The sequence below is a fragment of the Polaromonas jejuensis NBRC 106434 genome (genome assembly GCF_001598235.1).
Classification (GTDB): Bacteria; Pseudomonadota; Gammaproteobacteria; order Burkholderiales; family Burkholderiaceae_C; genus Polaromonas; species Polaromonas jejuensis.
The window spans coordinates 1-20,608 of record NZ_BCYO01000034.1 but is presented as its reverse complement, the minus strand read 5'-3'; the positions used below and the strand labels follow the sequence as shown (position 1 = coordinate 20,608).

18 protein-coding genes and 2 pseudogenes are annotated in these 20,608 nt (G+C 65.9%); 19 read left to right on the top strand and 1 reads right to left on the bottom strand.

The features are described 5' to 3' along the window. The first annotated feature begins 41 nt into the window (after positions 1-41). The 10 genes and pseudogenes from PJE01S_RS21815 to PJE01S_RS21775 all read left to right on the top strand — a co-directional run bounded on the left by PJE01S_RS21815 (position 42) and on the right by PJE01S_RS21775 (position 10,367). Positions 42-1,727, top strand: coding sequence for a long-chain-fatty-acid--CoA ligase (locus PJE01S_RS21815; protein WP_068835826.1), 1,686 nt, complete (start codon positions 42-44; stop codon positions 1,725-1,727). A gap of 30 nt (positions 1,728-1,757) precedes the next feature. Further along, the gene (locus tag PJE01S_RS21810; RefSeq protein WP_068835825.1) at positions 1,758-2,549 is read left to right on the top strand and encodes an SDR family oxidoreductase; all 792 of its coding nucleotides are present in this window, start codon (positions 1,758-1,760) and stop codon (positions 2,547-2,549) included. Positions 2,550-2,576: 27 nt separating this feature from the next. Beyond that, on the top strand, positions 2,577-3,374 hold the full coding sequence (locus tag PJE01S_RS21805) for an enoyl-CoA hydratase/isomerase family protein (RefSeq protein ID WP_068835824.1): 798 nt from the start codon (positions 2,577-2,579) through the stop codon (positions 3,372-3,374). 57 nt (positions 3,375-3,431) lie between these two features. Further along, on the top strand, positions 3,432-4,337 hold the full coding sequence (locus PJE01S_RS21800; protein ID WP_068835842.1) for an SDR family NAD(P)-dependent oxidoreductase: 906 nt from the start codon (positions 3,432-3,434) through the stop codon (positions 4,335-4,337). 17 nt (positions 4,338-4,354) lie between these two features. Beyond that, positions 4,355-4,678, top strand: a pseudogene (locus PJE01S_RS26090) (Zn-ribbon domain-containing OB-fold protein); the annotation flags it as partial. Positions 4,679-4,783: 105 nt separating this feature from the next. Beyond that, positions 4,784-5,977, top strand: a complete 1,194-nt coding sequence (locus PJE01S_RS21795) for a thiolase family protein (RefSeq protein WP_068835841.1) — start codon at positions 4,784-4,786, stop codon at positions 5,975-5,977. A gap of 25 nt (positions 5,978-6,002) precedes the next feature. Continuing rightward, a complete protein-coding gene (locus tag PJE01S_RS21790) occupies positions 6,003-7,169 on the top strand; it encodes an acyl-CoA dehydrogenase family protein (protein WP_068835823.1) in 1,167 nt (388 codons plus the stop codon). A gap of 45 nt (positions 7,170-7,214) precedes the next feature. Beyond that, positions 7,215-7,631 carry a PaaI family thioesterase gene (locus tag PJE01S_RS21785; RefSeq protein ID WP_068835822.1) on the top strand — a complete coding sequence of 139 codons (417 nt, stop codon included), beginning with the start codon at positions 7,215-7,217 and terminating at the stop codon, positions 7,629-7,631. A 125-nt stretch (positions 7,632-7,756) separates the two neighbouring features. Then, complete coding sequence (locus PJE01S_RS21780) at positions 7,757-8,740, top strand: Bug family tripartite tricarboxylate transporter substrate binding protein (protein WP_084389698.1); 984 nt, start codon at positions 7,757-7,759, stop codon at positions 8,738-8,740. Between the two features lie 121 nt (positions 8,741-8,861). Then, complete coding sequence (locus PJE01S_RS21775; RefSeq protein WP_068835821.1) at positions 8,862-10,367, top strand: class I adenylate-forming enzyme family protein; 1,506 nt, start codon at positions 8,862-8,864, stop codon at positions 10,365-10,367. Positions 10,368-10,418: 51 nt separating this feature from the next. On the opposite strand, the gene PJE01S_RS21770 is transcribed toward PJE01S_RS21775, so the two are convergent. After that, positions 10,419-11,315 carry a LysR substrate-binding domain-containing protein gene (locus PJE01S_RS21770; protein WP_068835820.1) on the bottom strand — a complete coding sequence of 299 codons (897 nt, stop codon included), beginning with the start codon at positions 11,313-11,315 and terminating at the stop codon, positions 10,419-10,421. Between the two features lie 120 nt (positions 11,316-11,435). Between PJE01S_RS21770 and PJE01S_RS21765 the strand changes: the two genes are divergently transcribed. From PJE01S_RS21765 to PJE01S_RS21730, 9 genes and pseudogenes are all read left to right on the top strand, one after another. Next, positions 11,436-12,449, top strand: coding sequence for a Bug family tripartite tricarboxylate transporter substrate binding protein (locus tag PJE01S_RS21765; RefSeq protein WP_068835819.1), 1,014 nt, complete (start codon positions 11,436-11,438; stop codon positions 12,447-12,449). Positions 12,450-12,465: 16 nt separating this feature from the next. Next, on the top strand, positions 12,466-13,350 hold the full coding sequence (locus PJE01S_RS21760; protein WP_068835818.1) for an HTD2 family dehydratase: 885 nt from the start codon (positions 12,466-12,468) through the stop codon (positions 13,348-13,350). A gap of 29 nt (positions 13,351-13,379) precedes the next feature. Then, complete coding sequence (locus PJE01S_RS21755; protein ID WP_068835839.1) at positions 13,380-14,543, top strand: acyl-CoA dehydrogenase family protein; 1,164 nt, start codon at positions 13,380-13,382, stop codon at positions 14,541-14,543. 15 nt (positions 14,544-14,558) lie between these two features. After that, positions 14,559-15,740: a CaiB/BaiF CoA transferase family protein gene (locus PJE01S_RS21750; protein WP_068835817.1), complete on the top strand. Its 1,182-nt coding sequence runs from the start codon at positions 14,559-14,561 to the stop codon at positions 15,738-15,740. 98 nt (positions 15,741-15,838) lie between these two features. Further along, complete coding sequence (locus PJE01S_RS21745) at positions 15,839-17,203, top strand: MmgE/PrpD family protein (RefSeq protein ID WP_068835816.1); 1,365 nt, start codon at positions 15,839-15,841, stop codon at positions 17,201-17,203. Positions 17,204-17,212: 9 nt separating this feature from the next. Then, complete coding sequence (locus tag PJE01S_RS21740) at positions 17,213-18,076, top strand: HpcH/HpaI aldolase/citrate lyase family protein (RefSeq protein WP_068835815.1); 864 nt, start codon at positions 17,213-17,215, stop codon at positions 18,074-18,076. Positions 18,077-18,157: 81 nt separating this feature from the next. Beyond that, positions 18,158-19,147, top strand: coding sequence for a tripartite tricarboxylate transporter substrate-binding protein (locus tag PJE01S_RS21735; protein WP_068835814.1), 990 nt, complete (start codon positions 18,158-18,160; stop codon positions 19,145-19,147). A 147-nt stretch (positions 19,148-19,294) separates the two neighbouring features. Continuing rightward, positions 19,295-19,441, top strand: a pseudogene (locus tag PJE01S_RS24810) (methyl-accepting chemotaxis protein); the annotation flags it as partial. A 107-nt stretch (positions 19,442-19,548) separates the two neighbouring features. Continuing rightward, positions 19,549-20,352, top strand: a complete 804-nt coding sequence (locus PJE01S_RS21730; protein WP_068835813.1) for an NYN domain-containing protein — start codon at positions 19,549-19,551, stop codon at positions 20,350-20,352. Positions 20,353-20,608: the final 256 nt, after the last annotated feature.

Here is a 20,608-nt window from a genome sequence, read left to right as displayed (position 1 = left end):
ACGCACTGGCGGCACTTTAGAAAAACATGGAGACACACGGCATGCTCGCCCCCCATTACCGCTTCTGGCCCAAGGGCTTGCCGCACGAGGTCAGTGTGCCGCAGGTGCCGTTAACCCATTACCTGGACGTGGCCGCCCAGCGCTACCCCGACAAGCCCGCCATCGTCTATTGCGGCGCGGTGCTCACCTATGCGCAGCTTCAGGCCCGGGTGGATGCGCTGGCCGGCTTTCTGCGCCAGCGGCTGGGGGTGCAGCGCGGCGACAGGGTGCTGCTGCTCAGCCAGAACTGCCCGCAGTTCGTGACGGCCTACTATGCGGTGCTGCGTGTGGGCGCCGCCGTGGTGCCGGTCAATGCCATGAGCACCGCGCCCGAGCTGCAGTACTACATCGAGGACAGCGGCGCCCGCGTGGCCCTGGTGGCGCAGGAGCTGCTGCCGCAGGTCCTGCCCTGCATGGCGCCGGCCCTGGCCGGCGGGCTGGAGGCCGTGGTGGTCCATGCCTACAGCGACGGGGTGCCGTCGCAGTCGCAGGACGAGGATGTGCCCGAGGTGGTGCGTGCCCCGCGCCAGCCGCTGGGCGACACGCGACTGACGGCGCTGGAAGATGCCATTGCCCTGAACCTGCAGCCTCCGCCGGAGTTGCCCCAGGCGCATGAGCTGTGCGTGCTGCCCTATACCTCGGGCACCACCGGCCATCCCAAGGGCTGCATGCACACCCATGCCACCGTGCTGGCGTCGGCCATCGCCTCGCAGCTGTGGCGCGCGCTGCATGCGGAGTCGGTGTTCCTTGCCGTGGCGCCGCTGTTCCACATGCTGGGCATGCAAAACGCGATGAACCTGCCGATGACGCTGGGCGCCACCGTGGTGATGCTGCCGCGCTGGAACGCCGCCGCGGCGGCGCGCCTGATCGAGCGTCATCGGGTGTCGGTCTGGACGGCTCCGCCCGCGATGCTGATTGACTTCTTCGCCCAACCCGAGGCGCAGCAGCGCGACATCACCAGCCTGGCGATGCTTTCGGGCGGCGGCGCGGCCATGCCGGAGTCGGTGGCCAGCATGCTGCTGGAGCGTTTTGGCATCGCCTACAACGAGGGTTATGGTCTGACCGAGACCGCCTCCTTCCTGCACGCCAGCCCGATCACGCGCTGCAAGCGCCAGTGCCTGGGCGTACCCGCACCGGGCGTTGATTCGCGCATCGTCGATCCGGTCACACTGCAGGAGTTGCCGCAGGGCGAGGTCGGCGAGCTGGTGACGCACGGTCCGCAGGTCATGCAGGGCTACTGGCGCAACGAGGAGGCCAACCAGGCGGCGTTCTTCGAGCGGGATGGCAAGCGCTTTTTCCGCACCGGGGACCTGGCCAGCATCGACGAGGAGGGCTACTTCTTCATGCGCGATCGCCTCAAGCGCATGATCAATGCCTCAGGCTACAAGGTCTGGCCGGCCGAGGTGGAGAGCACCATGTACCAGCATCCGGCGATTCATGAAGCCTGCATTGTGGCTGTGGATGACGCCAAGCGTGGCGAGACGGTCAAGGCGCTGGTGGTGCTGCGGCCCGAGCAACGCGGCAAGGTGACCGAGCAGGACATCATCGACTGGTGCCGCGAGCACATGGCGGTCTACAAGGCGCCGCGCCTGGTGCAGTTCATGGACAGCCTGCCCAAGTCCGGCACCGGAAAAATCCTCTGGCGCGAGCTCCAGGAGGCGCAGCGCGCTGCTGCCCCGCAAGCCTGAACGCCTTTATTCACTGACACCAGGACTCTTATGGATATCAACGATTTCAAGGGTCGTGCCGTCTTCGTGGCGGGCGGCAGCAGCGGCATCAACCTGGCCATTGCCAAGGCCTTCGCCGCGCGCGGCGCCAAGGTGGCGATTGCCAGCCGCTCGCAGGAGCGAGTGGATGCGGCCGTGGCCGAGTTGCGGGCGCTGGGCACCGATGCCCACGGCTACAGCGCTGACGTGCGCGATGCCGATGCCATTGCGGCGGCTCTGGCGCAGGCCCACGCGGCCATCGGCGATTTCGACGTGCTGGTGTCCGGTGCGGCCGGCAACTTCGTGGCGCCGGCGCTGGGCATGTCGCCCAAGGGCTTTCGCACCGTGATTGACATCGACCTCAACGGCACCTTCCATGTGCTGCGAGCGGCCCATGCGCTTCTGCGCAAGCCGGGGGCCTCAGTACTCAACATTTCGGCGCCGCAGTCGTTCAACCCCACGATGTACCAGGCCCACGTCTGTGCGGCCAAGGCCGGTATCGACATGCTGACCCGGGTACTGGCCATGGAGTGGGGCCCCGAGGGCATCCGCATCAATTCCATCGTGCCGGGCCCGGTGGGCGATACCGAAGGCGTGCGCCGCCTGGCCCCGACGCCCGAGGCGCTGGCGAAGATGGTGGCCTCCGTGCCCTTGCGCCGCTTTGGCACCACCGCAGAGATTGCCGACATGGCGCTGTTTCTGTCGTCGCGCCATGCCCAGTTCGTGACCGGCGCCGTGATTCCGGTCGATGGCGGCAGCTCACTGGCGGGTGGCCGTGATCTGGGCGCGGCACTGGCTGTGTGACGGACCTGAAGCCCCAACGAGGACCCTATGGAAAACACTTTCAAAACCATCCACTTCGACGTTCAGAACCAGGTCGCCACGCTGACGCTGGACAACCCGGCCAAGCGCAATGCGCTGGATCCGGCCATGCGCGAGGAAATCGCGCAGGTGGTCGCCACCGTGCGCAGTGACAGGGATATCCGCGCCCTGGTCATCACCGGCGCCAACGGCCATTTCTGCTCGGGCGGCGACTTGCGCAACATCGCCACCGTGGGGCTGGACAACCAGGGCTGGCGCAATCGGCTGCAGGATCTGCACGAGTGGCTGCAGGACCTGCTGACGCTGGACCGGCCGGTGATCGCCGCGGTCGACGGCGCGGCCTATGGTGCTGGTTTCAGTCTGGCGCTGGTGGCCGACTTCGTGCTGGCCACGCAGCGCGCACGTTTTTGCATGTCCTTCATGCGCGTGGGGCTGGTGCCCGACTGCGGCGCGTTTTACACCCTGCCGCGCATCGTGGGCGTGCAGCGGGCCAAGGAGTTGATGCTGTCGGCACGCGACATCGATGCGGCCGAGGCCCTGCAGCTGGGCATTGCCATGGAGCTGCACGCACCTGAGCAGCTACTGCCCCGCGCGCAGGCGCTGGCGGCCAGCTTTGTCAACGCCTCACCGATGGCTGTCAGCCTGGTCAAGCGCACGCTGGCAGGCTGGGGCGCGGACCTGCCTGCGCTGCTGGAGCAGGAAGCCAACGGCCAGGCGCTGGCCATGGGTACTGCAGATCACCGCACGGCGGTCAACCGGTTTGTCAACAAGGAGCCGGCGCTGTTCCAGTGGCCGGCCCGCACCTGACGCCTTATTTCATCATTTGAATCAGACAAGGAGATACGTATGAGCAACAACACACGCATGGTAGAAGGCAAGGTCGTCGTGGTGACAGGCGCTGGCGGCGGCATCGGCCGCGACATCGCGCTGGCCATGGCGCGCGAAGGCGCCCGGGTGGTGGTCAACGACATTGGCGCTTCGGTGGCGGGCGAGGGCGTTGACACCGGCCCTGCCCAGGCGGTGGTCAATGAAATCAAGGCGCTGGGTGGCGAGGCCGTGGCCAACACCGACACTGTGTCCGAGGCTGTCAGCGCCAGCCGCATCATTCAGACCTCGCTCGACACCTTTGGCCGCATCGACGTGGTCGTCAACAACGCCGGCATCCTGCGCGACCGCTTTTTCCACAAGATGAGCCTGGACGAGTGGGACGCGGTCATCAAGGTTCACCTGTACGGCGCCTACTACGTGAGCCGCGCCGCCGCCAACCACTTCAAGGAACAGGGCAGCGGCAACTACATCCACATGACGTCCACCTCGGGCCTGATCGGCAACTTCGGCCAGGCCAACTACTCGGCGGCCAAGCTGGGCATCGCGGCCCTGTCCAAGTCCATCGCGCTGGACATGCAGAAGTTCAACGTGCGCAGCAACTGCATCGCGCCGTTTGCCTGGAGCCGCATGATCGGCTCCATCCCGACCGAGACGCCCGAAGAGCAGGCGCGCGTGGAGCGCATCAAGCAGATGACACCGGCAAAGATTGCACCGCTGGCCGTGTGCCTGGCGAGCGATGAATCGGCCTACGCCAACGGCCAGATCTTTGCCGTGCGCAACAACGAGATCTTCCTGATCAGCCAGCCGCGCCCGGTGCGCTCGGTGCACCGCGGCGAGGGCTGGACGCCCCAAAGCGTGGCGGCCCACGCGCTGCCGGCGCTGAAGGCCAGCTTCTTCGACCTGGACCGTTCCGGCGACGTGTTCAGCTGGGACCCGATCTGAGCCACGGAGCACCGACCATGAGCGAAACGCAGAACACCCACGGCGTGCTGGCGCGCCACCAAGCCGAACTCGACCAGGGCCGCTTCGTCATCCAGCAATGTGGCGGCTGCGGCCGGCACGTCTACTTCCCGCGCGAGCTCTGTCCGCACTGCGGCAGCGGCGATCTGGCCTTCGTGGCCCCTAAGGGCAGGGGCACGGTGCATGCCGCGACCACGGTGCGCCGCAAGCCCGCGGACGGTGGCGACTACAACGTCTCGGTCATCGAGCTCGACGAAGGCGTGCGGCTCATGAGCCGGGTCGAGGGCCTGAAGCCCGACGAGGTGAAGATCGGCCAGCGCGTGAAGGCGCGCGTGCAGCTGACCGACGGGCACGGGCTGGTGGTCTTCGATGCGATCGATGCTGTTGTGGCGGCCCCGGCTGCCCGGCCGGCCGCGGCGCCCAAGGCCGTGTCGGGCGTGGCCACCATCCGCACGCCCGACCCGCTGCGAGGACGCGCGGTCATTGCGGGCGTGGCCACCTTCGGCTGCGGCGAGGCGCCCGGCTTCACCGACATGGAGCTGTTGGCGCGCTCGGCGCGCGCCGCCGTGGCCGATGCGGGCCTCAAGATGAGCGACATCGACGGCCTGTGCACCGCCAGCGCCGGGGCCACCATGTGGGCCATGCCGGTGGTGGAGTACCTGGGCATTCGTCCCTCGTATGTCGACGGCACCATGATCGGCGGCTCCAGCTTCATCGCCCACCTGCTGCCGGCCATGCGCGCGCTGGAATCGGGGCAGTGCAATGCCGTGCTGGTCTGCTACGGCAGCGCGCAGCGCACGGCGACCTTCGGCCGTCGCGAGATTGGTGCCGCGCGCAAGTGGCTGGACCCGCAACCCTATGAGACGCCCTACGCGCCGTTCAACCCGCCCTCGGCCTACGCGCTCGCGGCCTCGCGCCACATGCACGAGTTCGGCACCACGCGCCGGCAGCTGGCCGAGGTGGCCGTGGCCGCGCGTGCCTGGGCGCGTCTCAATCCCGAGGCCTTCATGCGCGACCCGCTCTCCATTGACGAGGTGTTGAACGCGCGCATGATCAGCGACCCGCTCTCGGTGCGTGACTGCTGCCTAGTCACCGACGGTGGCGGCGCCTATGTGCTGGTGCGCGCCGACCGGGCGAGGGACCTGCCGAAGAAGCCGGTCTATGTGCTGGGGAACGGCACGGCGGTGTGGAACCGCCAGATCTCGTCCATGCACGACCTGACCGTGACGGCCGCCAGCGAGTCGGGCCGCCGCGCCTTCGAGATGGCCGGCCTGGCACCCAAGGACATGGGCGTGGTGCAGCTCTATGACGCTTTCACCATCAACACCCTGCTGTTCCTGGAAGACCTGGGCTTTTGCAAGAAGGGCGAGGCTGGCGCCTTCGTCGAGAACGGCGCCATCGGCCCCGGCGGACGCCTGCCGGTCAACACCAACGGCGGCGGCCTGTCCTGCGTGCATCCGGGCATGTACGGCATCTTCGCGCTGATCGAGGCCGTGCGCCAACTGCGTGGTGAAGGCGGTGACCGCCAAGTGGCGGGCGTCAAGACCGCGCTGGCGCATGGCAATGGCGGCACCCTTTCCAGCCAGTCCACGGCCATTCTGGGCACGGCTGAAGCCCTCTGAACAATCAAGACCCGAAAGACACCTGATGATCCGCGATCCCCAAACAATGAATGCCCTGTTGGACACCGTGAACCGCTTCGTGCGTGAGCGGCTGGTGCCGGCCGAGGCGCTGGTGGCTGAGACCGACGAAATCCCGCAGGACATCGTCGATGAAATGAAGGAAATGGGCCTGTTCGGCCTGACCGTGCCTGAGGAATATGGCGGCTTGGGCCTGACCATGGAAGAGGAGGTGGAGGTGATGCTGGCCATGGGCCAGACCTCGCCGTGCTTCCGTTCGCTGTTCGGCACCACCGTGGGCATCGGCTCCCAGGGCATCCTGTTCGATGGCACACCGGAGCAGAAGGCCAAGTACCTGCCCAAGCTGGCCACCGGTGAGTTGATCGCCTCCTTTGCGCTGACCGAGCCCGACGCCGGCTCGGATGCCGCCTCGCTGCGCACCACCGCTATTCGGGGAACGGATGGCGACGGCGACCACTACATCGTCAACGGCACCAAGCGTTTCATCACCAACTCGCCGCAAGCCGGCATCTTCACGCTGATGGCGCGCACCAACCCGGCCGACAAGGGCTCGGGCGGCGTCTCGGCCTTCATCGTGGAAGCCGGTACGCCCGGCCTGTCGATTGGCAAGGTCGACAAGAAGATGGGACAGCGCGGCGCGCACACGGCCGATGTGATCTTCGAGAACTGCCGCGTGTCGGCCAGCCAGCTGATCGGCCACAAGGAAGGGCAGGGCTTCAAGACGGCGATGAAGGTGCTGGAGAAAGGCCGCATCCACATCGCCGCCATCTGCGTGGGCGTGGCCGAGCGCATGCTGCGCGATGCGCTGAACTACGCGATGGACCGCAAGCAGTTCGGCCAGCCCATCGCCGAGTTCCAGATGGTGCAGGCGATGCTGGCCGACAGTCAGGCCGAACTGTACGCGGCCAAATGCATGGTGATCGACGCCGCACGCAAGCGCGACGAGGGCCGGAATGTGGCGACCGAAGCATCCTGCAGCAAGCTGTTCGCCTCCGAGATGTGCGGCCGCGTGGCCGACCGGGCGGTTCAGATCTTTGGCGGCGCCGGTTATCTCAGCGAATATGGCATCGAGCGCTTCTACCGTGACGTGCGCCTGTTCCGCTTGTATGAAGGCACCAGCCAGATCCAGCAGATCGTGATTGCCCGCAACATGGTGCGGGACGCCACGGCATGAAAGCCCGCAACCGCGATGTGCTGCGATTTGATGAAGGAGTGTGTGATGGATGCTGAAGTGACCTTGCCTGATGTCGATACATCGACCTTGTTTTCCAAGGTCCCATTCAATCGATTGCTGGGCATGCGGCGGGAGTTCTGCGAGGCAGGGCAGGCCCGGATGGTGCTGGAGACCCGTGCGGAATTGACCAATAACTTTCATGCCACGCATGGCGGCGTGATCATGACCCTGCTGGATGTCGTCATGTCCAGCGCAGCACTCTCCAAATCCGGCTTTCAACGGGCCGTGGTCACCATCGACATGTCCACCAGCTTCCTCAAGCCGGGTCGCGGTCGTCTGACGGCATATGGCACGGCGGTGGGCGGCGGGCGATCGGTGTGTTTTTGCGAAGCGCGCATCGAGGATGAGGCCGGTGACATCGTTGCCAAGGCCATGGGCACCTTCAAATACGTTCGACCGTGATGGGGCCCCGGGTTGGACCGTCGCGTGTCGATTGCGGCCGGTGTCTGAGCGGGCCGCAGATTCAGATGACTTCGTGCCCATGCGGTCGTGAGTTCCGTTTTTTTACAACAATGGAGACAAAGACAATGGACAAGCTCAAACCTGTCAAGCGTGCCCGTCGGGGGCTTTTTGTGGCCCTGCTCGGGCTGATGGCATTAGGGCCGCTGGCCGCTCAGGCGCAGTCCTCGCAGCCCATTCGATTGGTCGTCGGCTATGCCGCAGGCGGGCCGGTGGACGCGGCAGCCCGGCTGTTTGCCCCGGCGCTGGCCAAGGAGCTGGGCGTGGCGGTGATTGTGGACAACCGGCCCGGTGCCAGCGGGGTGCTGGGCGGAAACTCGGTGGCCAAAGCCGTCCCCGATGGGCTGCTGCTGTTTTTTGCCGCCAGCCCGACCATCACCATCAGTCCGCACGTCCTGAAGTCCATGTCGTTCAACCCGGCCAAAGACCTCAGCCCGATCGCCCCCATCCTCAGTTATTCCAACGTGCTGGTGGTCAGCAAGGACCAGCCCTTCAAAAACGTCAAGGAGCTGCTGGCCTACGCCAAAGCCAACCCCGGCAAGCTGACCTATGGCTCGGCCGGCGTGGGCGCTTCGAACCACCTCAGTGGCGAGCTGTTTGCCAAGCGCACGGGCACCGAGTTCAACCACATTCCCTACAAAGGCAATGCCCCGGCCATGACCGATGTGATCGGCGGGCAGCTCAACATGATGTTCGACATTGTTGGCAGTGCCCGCAACTACATCGCCTCGGGTCGGGTGCGCGCGCTGGCCGTCACGTCGCGCGAGCGCAATCCCTCGCTGCCCGAGGTACCCTCCATGCGCGAGGAAGGTGTTGCCGACTACGAGGTGGGCGGCTGGTATGGCTTGTACGGCCCGGCCAAATTGCCGGCTGCCATCGTGGACCGCTACAACGATGCGACACGCAGGGCGCTTGCCAACGAGGAACTTCGCAGCAAGCTGGTCGAGCAGGGGTATGACTTGTGGCTGGGCTCGCCCAAGACCCTGTCGGACCGCGCCAGCAAGGAGCTGGCCATGTGGGCAACCGTGACCAAAGGCATTCAGGTGGATTGAGCAGGCCCTGCTTCATACGAGCAATACGCTGTGCGAACCGGTTCGCATCGGACCCTCCCCGAGGCCGGCCCCGCAGCGATGACCCACGATTTCTTTTTTGTCTTTTGCCCCGGAACATTGCATGACTGATCACCGTATCCATTCGCTGTTTGACCAGCGCCTGAAGGACTCGCCCGAGCGGCCTTTCCTGATCTTGCCCGACGCGAGCATGAGTTACGCCGCGCTCGGTACCTGGATAGAGCTGCTGGCGCAGGAGCTGCGCGCCGATGGCGTGCGTCCCGGCGACCGGGTCATGATCGTGGCCGAAAACTGCCCCGAACACGTGGCGCTGATCCTGGCCTGCAGCCGCGTCGGTGCCTGGTCCTGCGGCGTCAACGCCCGCATGTCGCCGGGCGAGATCAAGGCCTTTGTGGAAAAGGCCGACCCCCGCGTGACCTATTTCACCAGCGGCGTGTCGGCGGCGGCGCAACAGCACGCCGTTCGCGCCGATGCACGGGCTTCGGCCATTGCGGCTTTGCAGCGCAGCCCGGTGCGGGCCGAAGCGCTGGCCGAACAGGGCGAACTGGTGCAGCGCGTGGCCGCAGTGATCTTCACCTCCGGCACCACCGGCGCGCCCAAGGGCGTGCTGGTGACCCATGCCGGGCTGCTGCAGTTTGCGCGCGTTTCCGCGGCTTCGCGGGCCCTGGGGCCGGACGACCTGTCCTATGCCTATTTGCCGATGACGCATATTTTCGGCCTGGGCACCGTGCTGATGGCGTCGCTGTATGCCGGCGCCGGCCTGGTGATGCGCAGCCGCTTCGACCCTGAAGACGTGTTTGATGCGCTGGCCCGGCTCGGCGTGTCCAACCTGCAAGGGCCGCCCGCCATGTTTACGCGCCTGCTGGCCTGGCTGGACGAGGCCGGTATCGCCAAGCCGCACTGTCCCCGCCTGCGTTATGTCTACACCGGGGCCGCGCCGCTGGACATGGCGCTCAAGCAGGCGGTCGAGTCGCGCTTTGGCCAGCCGCTGTACCACGGCTACGGCCTGTCGGAATATGCCGGCGCGTTATGCCTGAGCACGCGAGGTGTGGCGCGCCATGACACGTCGGCAGGCTACCCGGTGGAGGGCGCTGAACTGCGCATCGTGGACAGCACGGGCAGCGATGCGCCGGCCGGCGAGCGCGGTGAGATATGGATGCGCGGCGTGGGCCTGATGCCCGGCTACCTGGGCGACGAGGCGGCCACCGCCCAGGTGATGCGCCCCGGCGGCTGGTATGCCAGCGGCGATCTGGGCTACCTCGCGCCGGACGGCGCGCTCTTCGTGGTGGGCCGGCTCAAGGAAATGATCATCCGTTCCGGCTTCAATGTGTACCCGGGTGAAGTGGAGGCTGTGCTCAACAGTTTTAACGGCATCCAGCGCAGCGCCGTGCTGGGGCGGCGCGAGTCCGACGGCAACGAGGAAATACTCGCGTTTGTCGAGCCCGCGCCCGATGCGGTGATCGACATGGCGGCCCTGCAGGCCTTCATCAGGGAGAACCTGGCCCCGTACAAACGGCCTGCACGTGTGGTGCCCATCGCGTCCCTGCCCATGACTCACAGCGGCAAGGTGCTCAAGCGCAGTTTGCTGGAGCTGTATCCACAGGCCTGAAGCCTGTTCCGGAGGGCAGGCGGGCCTGGAGTCCGGCCTGTGTCCGATAGGTTATGGCTCCCGGTAATGGCCGATCAGCGTCTCGATCAGGGCCCGCGCATAACCGGGCAGGGCTTTCTGGTCGCGCACGAGGATGTAGCGCTCACGCACGCTCCAGGCGTCGGTCAGTTCGATCAGCGCCAGGTTCATGCTCTCGCGGTTGCGGCGCGCCGCGCTTTCGGGGACGATGCCCACGCCCACCCCGGCGCCGATCATGCGGCACATGGCGTCGAAGCTGGAGAGCTGGATGCGCAGTTTCAGCGGCTTGCCGAGGGATTCCACCACCTGCGCCAGAAAGGTCTGCAGCGTACTGCCGTACTGCATGCCCACGGCGTCTTCGTCCAGGGTCTCGGCAAACGCGATTTTCTTGCGGCGCGCAAATCGGTGGTTGCGGGCCGTCACCAGCACCAGCCGGTCGGTGCTGAAGTGGATGGCCTGCAGGCCAAGCGTGTCCACCTGGCCCGCCACGATGCCGATGTCGGCGCGCCCGTCGAGCACGCCGCGCGCGATCTCAGCGTTCGGCTTTTCCTGAAGGTCGATATTCACGCGCGGGTTGTCCGACAGAAAGCCGGGCAGTATTTCCGGCAGAAAGTCGCTCACCGCCGTGGTGTTGGCGAACATGCGCAGATGGCCGCGCAGGCCGCCGCCGTATTCCTGCAGATCGGCGCGCAACTGCTCGGTCTGGTGCAGCACGCCGCGGGCATGGTGTAAAAAGGCCTCGCCCGGCGGCGTCAGGCGCACGCCGCGGGCCTCGCGGTAGAGCAGGGGAAGGCCCGCCTGCGCTTCCAGCGCCTTGATGCGTGCACTGGCGGCGGCCAGCGACAGGTGCTGCCGCGCGGCGGCGCGCGTGATGTTGCCTTCATCGGCGGTGAGGACGAAAAGGCGCAGGTCGGTCAGGTCGAAATGCATGCGTGAATGGTAACGCCTTGGTTTCAAGCCTTCGGAAATTTAGAAGCCTTGGTCTTGAAATCCGTGATTGCCTTCAGCGCTGGAAACGGTGACCATGCCTGCACAAAAGGAGACACGTGCATGTTCGATTCCCTTTCACCTCAACTGCCACGCCGCGCCCTGATCGCCGGCTCGCTGGCATGGCTGGCTTGCACGGGGGGGCAGCTGGCGCAGGCACAGACGGCATACCCGAGCCGTCCCATCGTGATGGTCGTTCCCCAGGCGGCAGGTGGCACCAATGACATCGTGGGCCGGCTGGTGAGCCAGAAGCTCGGTGAGGTGCTTGGCGGCTCCGTGGTGGTGGAGAACCGGCCTGGCGCCGGCGGCAATATCGGCACCCAGGCGGTGGCCAGGGGGCCCAAAGACGGCTACACCCTGCTCATGACCATCAGCAGCAGCCAGGCGATCAACCCGGCGCTCTACAAAACCCCCGGCTTCGATCCGGTGAAGGATTTCCGGCCTGTGAGCCTGATCGGCGCGGTGCCCAATGTGCTGCTGGTGCATCCGTCCTTTCCCGCAAAAAATGTTGCCGAGTTGCTGGCGCTTGCCAAGGCCAGGCCGGGTCAGTACCAATACGCCTCGGCCGGCAATGGCACGCTGAACCACCTGCTGGGCGAAATGCTGAACAACATGGGCGGCGTGTCGCTCCAGCATGTGCCCTACAAGGGCGTGGCGCCCGCCCTCAATGACGTGCTGGGCGGCCAGCTGCCCCTGCTGTTCGCCAGCCTGCCGTCGTCGCTGTCGCACATCAAGGCCGGCAAGCTGCGCGCGCTGGCGGTCAGCGGTGCCGCCCGTTCACCCGTGTTGCCGGATGTGCCGACGCTGGCGGAAACCGTCCCCGGCTACAACGGCACGCTGTGGATCGGCCTGTTCGCGCCGGCCGGTGTTCCGCAGGAGGTGCTCGCCCGCCTGCAGGACGGCATGGCCAAGACCCTGGCGTCAAAGAGCCTGCGCGCCACGCTGGAGCAGCAGGGCGTGGAACTGGCCGGCACACCCGAGCGGCCCGTGAGCCCGGAACAGTTTGCCGCACTGCTGGCGGAAGACATCGCCAAGTGGGCGCGCATCGTCAAGTCCTCCGGCGCCGCGGTCGACTGATTTCAGGACCTTCATCATGAGCGACGACATCCGCACCCTCGACCCCGCGACCCTGGCCCACCTGCAGGGCTGGTCCGGCAAGACCGAAACCCTGAGCGATGACATCACCGCCGCGCCGGTGCGCGGGCTGTCCGCCACGCTGGACCGCGATGATGCGGCGCCTGTGCCAGGCACGGCGCTGCCGCCGCTGTGGCACTGGCTGTATTTTCTGCCGCAGCATAGGCAGCGCGAGATTGGCCCCGACGGCCATGCCAAACGCGGCGGTTTCCTGCCACCCGTGCCCTTGCCGCGCCGGATGTGGGCCGGCGGCCGCCTGCAATGGATGCAGGGCAATCCCCTCGTGGTGGGCGATGCCGTCCAGCGGGTTTCGCGCATCGAGTCGGTCACGCACAAGGCTGGCCGTAGCGGCGACTTGCTGTTTGTGCTGGTGAAGCATGAAATCCACAACGCCAGGGGTCTGGCGCTCACCGAGGAGCACGACATCGTCTACCGAGCCGCTGCCCAGCCGGGCGACCCGGTGCCGCCGCCGGTGGCCGCGGAAAAGGGCGCGGCCTGGCAGCGCGAGATAGTGCCGGACGACGTGATGCTGTTTCGCTACTCCGCACTGACCTTCAACGGCCACCGCATCCACTACGACCGCAAGTACGTGACCGAGGTTGAAGGCTACCCGGGCCTGATTGTTCACGGCCCGCTGATTGCCACGCTGCTGGTCGATCTGGTGCGCCGCCACGCACCGGGCAGCTTCATCAGGCGCTTCAACTTCAAGGCGGTGCGGCCGACTTTCGATTTGCACCCCTTCCGGCTGAACGGCCAGCCCTCGGCCGATGGCCGGGCCGAGAAGCTCTGGGCCGAGGACCATGAAGGCTGGCTCACCATGCAAGCCACTGCCGAGCTGGCTTGATTCAATTTACCCAAGACAAAAAACTGTTCATGATCAAAACCGCGACCGACAAATACCAGGACATCCGCGACGCCGTGCGCGCGCTTTGCGCCGAATTCCCTGACGAATACCACCGCAAGATTGACGAGCAGCGCGCCTATCCCGAGGCCTTCGTCGACGCGCTGACCAAGGCCGGCTGGCTGGCCGCGCTGATCCCGCAGGAGTGGGGCGGCTCGGGCCTGGGCCTGGCCGAGGCCTCGGTGATCATGGAAGAGATCAACCGCAGCGGCGGCAACTCGGGCGCCTGCCACGGCCAGATGTACAACATGGGCACGCTGCTGCGCCACGGCTCCCAGGCGCAGAAGGCGTTGTACCTGCCCAAAATAGCCAGCGGCGAATGGCGCTTGCAATCCATGGGTGTGACCGAGCCGAGCACGGGCACCGACACCACCAAGATCAAGACGACGGCCGTGAAAAAGGGCGACCGCTACGTGATCAACGGCCAGAAGGTCTGGATCTCGCGCGTGCAGCACTCCGACTGGATGATCCTGCTGGCGCGCACCACGCCGCTGGCCGACGTCAAGAAAAAGTCCGAGGGCATGTCTATCTTCATGGTCGACCTGCGCCAGGCCGAAAAATCCGGCATGACGGTGCGGCCCATCCCCAACATGGTCAACCACGAGACCAACGAGCTGTTCTTCGAGAACCTCGAAATCCCGGAGGAGAACCTGATCGGCCAGGAAGGCCAGGGCTTTAAATACATCCTGGACGGCCTGAATGCCGAGCGCACCTTGATCGCCGCCGAATGCATTGGCGACGGCTACTGGTTCATCGACCGCGTGACCCGCTACGTCAGCGAGCGCGTGGTGTTCGGCCGCCCCATTGGCCAGAACCAGGGCGTGCAGTTCCCGATTGCCGAGGCCTATATCGAGATCGAAGCCGCCAACCTGATGCGCTACAAGGCCTGCGAGCTGTTCGATGCCCAGCAGCCCTGCGGCGCCCAGGCCAACATGGCCAAGTACCTGGCGGCCAAGGCCTCGTGGGAGGCGGCCAACGCCTGCATCCAGTTCCACGGCGGCTTCGGCTTTGCCAACGAATACGACATTGAGCGCAAGTTCCGCGAGACCCGCCTGTACCAGGTCGCGCCGATCTCGACCAACCTGATCCTGAGCTACGTGGCCGAGCACCAGCTGGGCCTGCCGCGCTCTTTCTGACACACGGGAACAGACATGACACGACCGCTTGAAGGCATCACCGTCGTTTCGCTCGAGCATGCGATTGCCGCGCCGTTTTGCACCCGGCAACTGGCTGACCTGGGGGCCCGGGTGATCAAGGTTGAACGTCCCGGCCCTGGCGACTTCGCACGCGCCTATGACAGCCGCGTCAAGGGCCAGGCCTCGCATTTCGTCTGGACCAACCGCTCCAAGGAAAGCCTGACGCTGGACCTCAAGCAGCCGGCGGCGCTGGCGGCGCTGAAAGAGCTGCTGGCCAAGGCGGATGTGCTGGTGCAAAACCTCGCACCAGGCGCGGCCGCGCGCATGGGTCTGTCCTACGAGGCGCTCAGCAAGGCCCATCCGCAACTGATCGTCTGCGATATCTCCGGCTATGGCGACGACGGCCCGTACCGCGACAAGAAGGCCTATGACCTGCTGATCCAGAGCGAGGCCGGCCTGCTATCGGTAACCGGCACGCCCGACGAGCCGTCCAAGGCCGGCAATTCGATGGCTGATATTGCCGCCGGCATGTATGCCTACACCAACATTCTTTCGGCGCTGCTGCTGCGCGGCAAGACGGGGCAGGGCAGCCATATCGATGTGTCCATGCTGGAGTCGCTGGCCGAATGGATGGGCTACCCCTTGTATTACGCGTTTGAGGGCGCGCCACCGCCGCCGCGCACCGCGGCTTCGCACGCCAGCATCTACCCCTATGGCCCGTTCCAGGCCGGCGATGGCGGCACGGTGATGCTGGGCCTGCAGAACGAACGCGAGTGGAAGGTGTTTTGCGAGGTGGTGCTCAAGGAGGCTGGCTTGGCCACCGACCCGCGCTTTGACAGCAATGCGCGCCGCAACGAGCACCGCGAGGCGCTCAAGGCCATCATCCTGGCCACGTTCGCCCGGCTGAATACGGCCGAGGTCGTGGCGCGGCTGGATGAGGCGCAGATTGCCAACGCCCGCATGAACAGCATGGCAGAGGTCTGGGCCCATCCCCAGCTTGCGGCGCGTGAGCGCTGGCAGACCGTGGGCTCGCCGGCCGGCGACATTCCCGCGCTGCTGCCGCCGGGCCGCAACAACAGCTTTGACTACCGCATGGACGCCGTTCCCGCCGTGGGCCAGCACACAGCGGCCATCCTGCGCGAGCTGGGCCGGGGCGATGAAGCCATGGCGCAACTGCGCGCTGCCAGGGCGATTTGACGGGCGGCGGTCAACACGCTGTTTGCTATTAAAGGTATAGCTATATGCGCCTGCCATTAAAGGGCTGGATGCCGATTTGATTCATAAGGATGTCTTGCATGAACTCTCCCACTGCCGAGCTCGCCGCCTTTGCGGCCGGCCTGCGTTTTGACGCGATTCCCGAGCCCGTGGTCCGACGGGCCGAGGACCTGCTGGTGGACTGGTTTGGTTCGGCCGTGGCGGGCCATGGCACCCGCCCGGTGGAAAGCATCACGCGCTTTGCGCAGGCGATGGGCGGCGGCATGTCGGGCCCTGCCGAGGTGATCGTCAGCCGTGCCCGCACCAGTCCCTACTTTGCGGCCATGGCCAACGCGGCCGCCTCGCATGTGGCCGAGCAGGACGATGTGCATAACGGCTCGGTGTTCCACCCGGCCACGGTTGTCTTCCCGGCAGCCGTGGCTTGCGCGCAGGCGCTGGGCGCCAGCGGGCCGCAGCTGCTCAGCGCCGCGGTCGCCGGCTACGAGGTCGGTATCCGCGTCGGCGAGTTCCTCGGACGTTCGCATTACAAGGTCTTCCACACCACGGGCACCGCCGGCACGCTGGCGGCCGCGGCGGCCGTGGGCCATCTGCTAGGGCTCGATGCGCGGCAGATGCAGCATGCCTTTGGCTCGGCCGGCACGCAGTCGGCGGGCCTGTGGGAGTTCCTGCGCACCGCAGCGGATTCGAAACAACTGCATACCGCGCACGCGGCGGCGGCCGGGTTGATGTCGGCCTACCTCGCCAAAGACGGCTTTACCGGCGCGGCCCAGATTCTTGAAGGCCCGCAGGGCATGGCGGCCGGCATGTCGAGCGACGCCGACCCCGCGAAACTCACGGACGGCCTGGGTACACGCTGGGCCACGGCCGAGACCTCGTTCAAGTACCACGCCAGTTGTCGTCACACGCATCCGGCGGCCGATGCACTGCTGCAGGTGATGCAGGCCCATGGCCTCAAGCCCGAAGACCTGGCCCGCGTCATCACGCATGTGCACCAGGGGGCCATCGATGTGCTGGGGCCAGTGACGCACCCGGCCACGGTGCACCAGAGCAAGTTCTCCATGGGCACGGTGCTGGCGTTGGTGGGGCGTTTCGGCCATGCCGGCCTGGCCGAGTTCGAGCAGCATTTCCAGGACGACGCCACGCAGAATCTGCGCGAGCGCGTGAGCATGGCACTGGACGCTGAGGTCGATGCCGCCTATCCCCGGCGCTGGATCGGCAAGGTCACGGTGCACACCAGTGACGGCCGCGCGCTGCACGGCCGTGTGGATGAGCCCAAGGGCGACCCCGGCAACACGCTGAGCCGTGAAGAGATCAGCGCCAAGGCGCTGCGACTGGCCGCCTTCAGCGGTGGCGCCACGGCCGCGGAAATGCAGGCCGCCATGGACGTTCTGTGGCAGATGGCCAGCGTGCCGGTGGTGGGCGCGTTGTTGCCAGGTCGCGCATGAGTCCAGCCCATGCTTGACATTGTCATGAACACGGCGCTGGCTTCGGCGCGCTCTTTCCTGTTCGTGCCGGCAAACCGGCCGGAACGTTACGCCAAGGCGCTGGCGTCCGGCGCAGACGCGGTCATCGTGGATCTGGAGGACGCCATCGCCCCAGCCGACAAGCCGTTGGCGCGGCAGGCGCTGGTGCAGGCGTTTGCCGGGCTGGATGCCGCGCAACGCCATCGTGTACTGGTGCGCATGAACGCAGTAGGCACGCCCTGGCATGCCGATGATCTGGCCGCCCTGCGTGGCTTGGTCACCCAGGGCGTCGGCGCGGTCATGCTGCCCAAGGCCGAGTCGGCGGCAAGGCTGGCCGAAGTCGCCGCCGCCTTGGGCCCGGCCTGCGTGCTGCTGCCGCTCATCGAGTCGGTGGCGGGTCTTGATGCCGTCAATGCGTTGGCGGCTTGTCCCCGGGTGTTGCGTCTGGCCTTTGGCCATCTGGATTTCCAGGCCGACGCGGGCCTGGCCTGTGGCCCCGACGAGTCCGAACTGGCCCCCGTGCGCCTGGCACTGGTGCTGGCTTCGCGGCGCGCCGCACTGGCCGCTCCGGTGGACGGCATTTCGCCCGGCACGCAGGACGCGGACCAACTGGCCCTTGACGCGGCGCGCAGCCGGCGCGGCGGCTTTGGCGGCAAGCTCTGCATCCACCCGGCGCAGGTGGCCGTGGTCAATGCGGCGTTTGCCCCCAGCGCGGCCGAACTCGACTGGGCACGGCGTGTGCAGGCGGCTTTTGAGGCGGCCGGCGGCGGCGTGTTCAGCCTCGACGGCCGCATGGTGGACGCGCCGGTGCTGCGTCTGGCGCAACGCACCCTGGCGCAGGCCTGCGCGCGCTGAGGGGTTTGTCCGCAGGTTCCGCGTGGCCACACGGCTCTGAAAATTTTTGAAACCGAAGTGTTAACCAAAGAAGGAGACAAGATGAAACTCAAACTCAAGACCCTGCTCATGGCCGCGATGGCGACGCTGGCGGCAGGCCTGGCTGCCCCGGCATCGGCGCAGGCACCGTTTCCTGATCGGCCTGTCACGCTGGTGGTTCCGTTCGCGGCCGGCGGCCCGACCGACGTGGTGGCGCGCATGATCGCCATTCCCATGGGCAAGTCGCTGGGGCAGGCCGTGCTGGTGGAAAACGCCGTGGGTGCCGGCGGCACGATTGCCGCCGCCAAGGTCGCGCGCGCCGCACCCAATGGCTACACGATTTTCATCCACCACATGGGCATGTCCACGGCCCCGGCACTCTACAAGAAGCTGGCCTTCGATCCGCTGAAGGATTTCGAGTACATCGGCCAGGTGGTGGATGTGCCCATGACCTTGCTGGCGCGCAAGGATTTTCCGGCCAACAACCTGCAGGAACTGCAGGCCTATATCAAGAGCCACAAGGACAAGGTGTCGCTGGCCAACGCCGGCCTGGGCGCGGTGTCGCACCTGTGCGGCCTGCTGTTCATGAGTCAGCTTGGCGTGGAACTCAACACCATTCCGTACAAGGGCACCGGCCCGGCCATGAACGACCTGCTGGGTGGCCAGGTGGACCTGCTGTGCGACCAGACCACGCAGACCGTGCCCATGATCAAGGATGGCCGCGTCAAGGTGTTTGGCGTGACCACGCTCAAGCGCCTGTCGGCCCTGCCCAATGTGCCCACGCTCGACGAGCAGGGCATGAAGGGCTTTGAAGTCAAGGTCTGGCACGGCATGTACGCGCCCAAGGGCACGCCCAAGCCCGTGCTCGACAAGATCACCGCCGCGCTGCATACAGCGGTGCAGGATCCCATGGTCAAGCAGCGCATGTCCGACCTGAGTTCCGAAATTGCCCCCATGGACAAGATCAACGCCAACGGCCTGAAGACCCACCTGGAAACCGAAATCGCCAAGTGGGGGCCGGTGATCAAGAAGGCCGGCATTTACGCGGATTGACAAGGTTTCCAGCCACCCGCCCAGGTGGATCGGGCGGCAGGTGCTATTGAAATAGAAGCAAATCGCGGCCTTGGCTGCGGCCTGCGCCGCCACCCCTGCCGCGCACTGCGCGGGAAGCCTTCTGCCCTGACATGACATCGCATCGTCACAGAGCGCGGGTTCAATGAGGCCGCAGGCCATGTGTCGCGCCGCATTGAGGACATCATCAACGTCATTGACGGCATTGCTTTCCAGACCAACATTCTGGCGCTGAATGCGGCGGTTGAAGCCGCCCGTGCGGCTGACCTGGGACGCATGATGCGCTCGCAGGGGCCCGTATTCCACTGAGGCCGGATGGGGCATTGAATCCTTAGGGGCACGGTGCTGGCGCGTTAGGATCGCTGCAACACCGAAGGAATCCCATGCGCCAGCGCATCAACGAACAAGAACCATCCGTCGCCCTTTACTGGGACTTTGAGAACCTCCACGCCAGCCTGTGCGAGGCCCGGCAGGAGGGCGCCTATAGCAAGCAGGACAACCGCTTCAGGGTGCAGGAGCCGCTGATCGACATCCAGGCGGTGGTGGAGCTGGCCGCTTCGTTCGGTCCGATTGCCATCAATCGCGCGTATTGCAACTGGCAGTATTTCAGCCGCTACCGCGATGCCTTGCTGCAAAACGCGGTGGAATTGATCCAGTTGTTTCCGCCGGGCGGCTCGGCCAAGAATGGGGCCGATATCAAGCTGTGCCTGGATGCGATGGAAGACATTGGCCGCTTCAGCCACATAGCTACCGTCATCATCGTGAGTGGGGACAGCGATTTCATGCCGGTGTCGCAGAAGATCAAGGCGGCGGGGCGCACCCTGGTGGGTGTGGGCGCACGTCCGTTCACCAACCGCCATTGGGCCAAGAGTTGCCACGAGTTTCGCTATTACGAGAATCTGGTGGAAAGCCCGATGGAGTCCGCACCCCAGCCCGCGCCCGCAGCACAGCCGCTGCAGGCCGATCCGGCTGCGGACATTTTCAGGCGCGCGATTCGCCTGCTGGCGGAAACCCAGGGCGATGCCTGGGTGAGCCAGGCTGCGATCTGGCACATGATCAAGCGCCTGGATTCGACCTTTGACCCCAAGGAACACGGCCACGCCAATTTTTTGGCCATGGTCAAGGCCTACGGTTCCATGGTGGAGTCCAAAAAGGGCGAGTTTGAGCAGGTGCTTAGACTGCGCTGATTCGCGCACGGCCTTCAGGTCCGCGCCTTCGTCTTTGATCCCCTGCGATGCCGGCGGAAGGCGGAAGTGATGTACCCACTTACCCCCCCATGAACATAGGGCCGTTACCCATATGGTTGACTGCCCAAGATCGCTAACATTGCAACCGTCGGTTACGGGTTCAGGGAAGAAATCACAAAAAAATCGGGCTGAAAATGACGAAACTTGCGCTGTTTTTCGTCGCAGTGGCGGGCCTGCTGGGGGCTGCGCAATATGC

Coding starts and splice junctions, on each gene's coding strand:
- PJE01S_RS21815 (WP_068835826.1), top strand. CDS start 42: ATGCTCGCCCCCCATTACCGCTTCTGGCCCAAGGGCTTGCCGCACGAG.
- PJE01S_RS21755 (WP_068835839.1), top strand. CDS start 13,380: ATGATCAAAACCGCGACCGACAAATACCAGGACATCCGCGACGCCGTG.
- PJE01S_RS21780 (WP_084389698.1), top strand. CDS start 7,757: ATGGACAAGCTCAAACCTGTCAAGCGTGCCCGTCGGGGGCTTTTTGTG.
- PJE01S_RS21750 (WP_068835817.1), top strand. CDS start 14,559: ATGACACGACCGCTTGAAGGCATCACCGTCGTTTCGCTCGAGCATGCG.
- PJE01S_RS21740 (WP_068835815.1), top strand. CDS start 17,213: ATGCTTGACATTGTCATGAACACGGCGCTGGCTTCGGCGCGCTCTTTC.
- PJE01S_RS21800 (WP_068835842.1), top strand. CDS start 3,432: ATGGTAGAAGGCAAGGTCGTCGTGGTGACAGGCGCTGGCGGCGGCATC.
- PJE01S_RS21765 (WP_068835819.1), top strand. CDS start 11,436: ATGTTCGATTCCCTTTCACCTCAACTGCCACGCCGCGCCCTGATCGCC.
- PJE01S_RS21775 (WP_068835821.1), top strand. CDS start 8,862: ATGACTGATCACCGTATCCATTCGCTGTTTGACCAGCGCCTGAAGGAC.
- PJE01S_RS21785 (WP_068835822.1), top strand. CDS start 7,215: ATGGATGCTGAAGTGACCTTGCCTGATGTCGATACATCGACCTTGTTT.
- PJE01S_RS21745 (WP_068835816.1), top strand. CDS start 15,839: ATGAACTCTCCCACTGCCGAGCTCGCCGCCTTTGCGGCCGGCCTGCGT.
- PJE01S_RS21810 (WP_068835825.1), top strand. CDS start 1,758: ATGGATATCAACGATTTCAAGGGTCGTGCCGTCTTCGTGGCGGGCGGC.
- PJE01S_RS21760 (WP_068835818.1), top strand. CDS start 12,466: ATGAGCGACGACATCCGCACCCTCGACCCCGCGACCCTGGCCCACCTG.
- PJE01S_RS21805 (WP_068835824.1), top strand. CDS start 2,577: ATGGAAAACACTTTCAAAACCATCCACTTCGACGTTCAGAACCAGGTC.
- PJE01S_RS21730 (WP_068835813.1), top strand. CDS start 19,549: ATGCGCCAGCGCATCAACGAACAAGAACCATCCGTCGCCCTTTACTGG.
- PJE01S_RS21735 (WP_068835814.1), top strand. CDS start 18,158: ATGAAACTCAAACTCAAGACCCTGCTCATGGCCGCGATGGCGACGCTG.
- PJE01S_RS21770 (WP_068835820.1), bottom strand. CDS start 11,315: ATGCATTTCGACCTGACCGACCTGCGCCTTTTCGTCCTCACCGCCGAT.
- PJE01S_RS21790 (WP_068835823.1), top strand. CDS start 6,003: ATGATCCGCGATCCCCAAACAATGAATGCCCTGTTGGACACCGTGAAC.